General features: G+C 64.6%; 3 protein-coding genes. 2 read left to right on the top strand and 1 reads right to left on the bottom strand.

Translation table 11 applies throughout. The features are described 5' to 3' along the window. Together VEK15_27430 and aroC are read left to right on the top strand one after the other, a co-directional pair. Positions 1-1,345 (top strand): proteasome accessory factor PafA2 family protein (locus VEK15_27430; GenBank protein HXV64461.1); only part of this gene is annotated, 1,345 nt, incomplete at its 5' end. A gap of 8 nt (positions 1,346-1,353) precedes the next feature. Beyond that, positions 1,354-2,472, top strand: a complete 1,119-nt coding sequence (aroC, locus tag VEK15_27435; protein ID HXV64462.1) for a chorismate synthase — start codon at positions 1,354-1,356, stop codon at positions 2,470-2,472. Here aroC and VEK15_27440 read toward each other — a convergent pair. Continuing rightward, positions 2,442-3,431, bottom strand: a 990-nt coding sequence (locus VEK15_27440; GenBank protein HXV64463.1) for a PQQ-binding-like beta-propeller repeat protein, incomplete at its 5' end; no start/stop codon positions are given. The two genes, aroC and VEK15_27440, sit on opposite strands and share 31 nt — an antisense overlap.

Consider the following 3,431-nt stretch of genomic DNA (forward strand, 5'->3'; position numbering starts at 1 on the left):
CGAAGCGGGGTTTCCCGGAAAACTAGGGCTACTGAAGAACTGCAAGGACGCCGAAGGGCATGTGTACGGTGCTCAGGAGAGCTTCGAGGTGGAAGCCGCGCGGGGCGCATCGCTCTGGCTCTACCGCCTCTCCCTTCTGCTTCTCGCGCCCCTGCTCGTGGTGACCGTGGCCGCCGGATGGGGAATCGTGATCGTCCTGGTTTTAGGGGTGATCGTCGCGGCCGCCTGTTGGACTCTTGCGGCAGTGGCCTTCCCCCTCAGACTCAGGGGATGGCTCGAGGGACTCGTCGCGCGCAACGACCGGAACTTCGAGAATCGTGTGGGCCGCTGGCTCTACTGGCTCAGCTACGTAATCACGTGGCCTTTCATCGTCTCGCAGTCCCTGCTGCTGCGGTGTCTCGTTTTTTCGAGAATGCGGCGTGAGCTGACCGCCTTTCTCGTATCGAGGGCCGTGCTCTCCGGTGCCGGCAGCGTCGAGGCTGATGGACGATTCGTGCTTTCGGAGAAAGGGGCCTCGATCCGACGGGTCTCGCGCCGATCCATCAGCCCGAACGATCGGGCCATCTTCGATGTCGGAAACTTGATGAAACCGGCGCATTCCGCGGTGCACTTCTACGTGAGGCCGTTCCTCGGCCTGTTTCATCGCAAACAGCGCCTGCAACTCGGCCTCGCCGATTCCAACGTCCTGGACGAGGCGGAGTTTCTCAAGATGGGCACGACGGCTCTCGTGGTCGATATGGTCGAGGCGGGAAGACTGAAGAACGTGCCGCGCGTGAGGCGCCCGGTGCGGGCGCTGCACGCCATTGTCTCGGATCCCGGCCTGTCGGTGAAAGTGCCGACTACCCGGGGCGAGATGAGCGCTCTCGAAATCCAGCGCTCGTGCCTCGAGGAGGCGAAATCGTTCGTGCGCGAGTCGAAGCCCACGTCGCTCGAGGCGCGGACCGTGGTGCGCCTCTGGGAAGACGTCCTCTCGGCGCTGGAGAAGGGCGAGCAGGATCGACTCGTCGGCCGGATCGACTGGGTGACGAAACGCTATCTCCTCGAAGCCTGTGGCGGCCCGGGCACCGATCGGCGGTTGAAGACGATCGATCTTCGGTACCACGAGATTGGGGACGGCTACGCCGCTCGGCTGGTTAGCTCCGGGCACGCAAGGAAGCTCATCTCCGAAGAAGAGGTCGAGCACGCCACGACCGAGCCTCCGATGGGAACACCGGCGTTTGCCCGTGGTCGCTTCATCCGGGAGCGAAGGACCAGCCTCGTCCCGGTTCGCGTGGCGTGGGATGCCGCCCGGATCGGGGGCCGGCTCCACGGAAAGATCGTGCGCTTTCCCGGCGCGAATGGATAGGATGGGTCGTGGCGGGAAACAGCTTCGGAAAGCTCTTTCGGGTCACCACGGCAGGGGAGAGCCACGGCCCGGGATACGTCGTGATCCTCGATGGCGTGCCTCCCGGACTCGAGCTTTCCGAAGCCGATCTGATCCCCGATCTCGATCGGCGCCGGCCGGGACAATCGATGCTCACGAGCCAGAGACGGGAAGGAGACGTCCCCGAGATTCTCTCCGGAGTCTTCGAAGGGCGCACGACCGGCACCTCCATCGCTATCTCGATCGCGAACCGAGACGCTCGCTCCAAGGACTACACCGAGATCCGCGAGAAGTACCGTCCAGGCCACGCCGATTTCACCTTCGACGCCAAGTACGGATTTCGAGATCACCGGGGCGGAGGACGCTCGAGCGCGCGGGAAACGACGGTGCGCGTGGCTGCAGGGGCCGTGGCCAAGAAGCTTCTTCGCGAGCGATGGGGTGTCGTCGTCATCGGTTACGTCAAGCAGGTGGGGCACATCGTCGCCCCGGACCCTGATCCCGATGCACTGGAGCTCGAGGACGTGGAGCGAAATGCCGTTCGATGTCCCGATCCCGACACCGCCGACCGGATGGAAGAGCTCATCGAGAGAGTCCGCAAGGAAGGGGACTCGGTGGGAGGTGTCGCCGAGATCATAGCCAGGAACGTACCCCCTGGCTGGGGAGAGCCCGTATTCGACAAGCTGAAGGCCGATCTCGGAAAGGCGCTCTTCAGCCTCCCGGCGGTGATGGGCGTCGAGTACGGAGCGGGCTTCGCGGTGGCGACCATGCGGGGGAGCGAGGCCAACGACTCATTTACGTCGGAGGGCGGACGAATCGTCACGCGCACGAACCGCCACGGTGGAATGCTCGGCGGCATCTCCTCGGGTATGCCGATCGTGCTCCGCTGTGCGCTCAAGCCCACGAGCAGCCTTCCGATCGAGCAATCCACGGTGACACGGTCCGGCGAGCCCACCACGATCTCGACGAAGGGCCGGCACGACCCTTGCCTCCTGCCCCGCTTCGTTCCCATGGGAGAGGCCATGGTGGCTCTGACGCTGGCGGATCACGCCCTTCGGCACCTGGCGACGACCGGCCGCGGTCACTCCACGCCGCGTTTTCCGAAGCAATAGAGCACGCCGTCCTGGGTTCCGATGACGATACGACCTGACGCCAGGGCCGCCGAGGCGACGAAGGGGGCGCCGGCTTCGAACTCCCAGAGCTTCTCGCCCGTCTCGAGGGCGAGCACGTAGAAGCGGCCGTCCCCGGAGCCGACGTAGACTCGCTTGCCGGCGATGACCGGGGATGACTCGACCCGAGCGCCGGTGCGGAACGTCCAGATCGCCTCGCCCGTTCGTCGGCCGATCGCGTGAACGATCTTGTCCCGGCCCCCGACGACGACCTTGTCCTCGGTGACTGCGGCCGAGGAGTAGAACGGGAAGTGGCGCTCGGGGTGCTCGTAGCGCCACAGATGTTTCTTGTTCACGAGATCCACGGCGATCACGTCGTTGTTGAAGGTCCCGTAATACGCCACACCGTCGATGAGTGCTGGCGAGGCCGCGGTGTAGGCCCCGGAGCTCAACTGAAAGGCTTCGCTCCCGTCTTCGACTCGGATCCCCCTCAGAATAGAATCACACCCGGTGACGTAGGCGAGACCGTCGGAGACGCCGGGTGTGCTGTGGAGCGGTCCCTGGCTCTGAAACTTCCATCGCAGCTCACCGGTCTTTCGATCGAGGGCGTAGAGACGCTCGTCGTAGGACGCGACGAGAACGAGGTCGTCGATGACCGCCGGTGACGATTTGATCTCGCTCTCCGTCTCGAAGGTCCACCGGGTGGTGCCGTCCGAAGCATCGAACGCGTGGGCGACTCCGAGGAGGTCACCCACATAAACGAATCCGTCGGCGACCGTCGGCGAGGACTCACCGAATCGATCCATCTCCTCGCCGAAGTCACGCTTCCAGACGACCGAGCCATCCTCGAGTCGCAGCGCCGCCACCAGTCCTGGCAGCGCGGTCATATAGACGATTCCATCGACGATGGCGGCCGACGAGTCGATGGAGAATCCGGCTTCGAAGCTCCAGAGAAGCTCCAG

It is taken from the genome of Vicinamibacteria bacterium, assembly GCA_035620555.1.
Lineage (GTDB): Bacteria > Acidobacteriota > Vicinamibacteria > Marinacidobacterales > SMYC01 > DASPGQ01.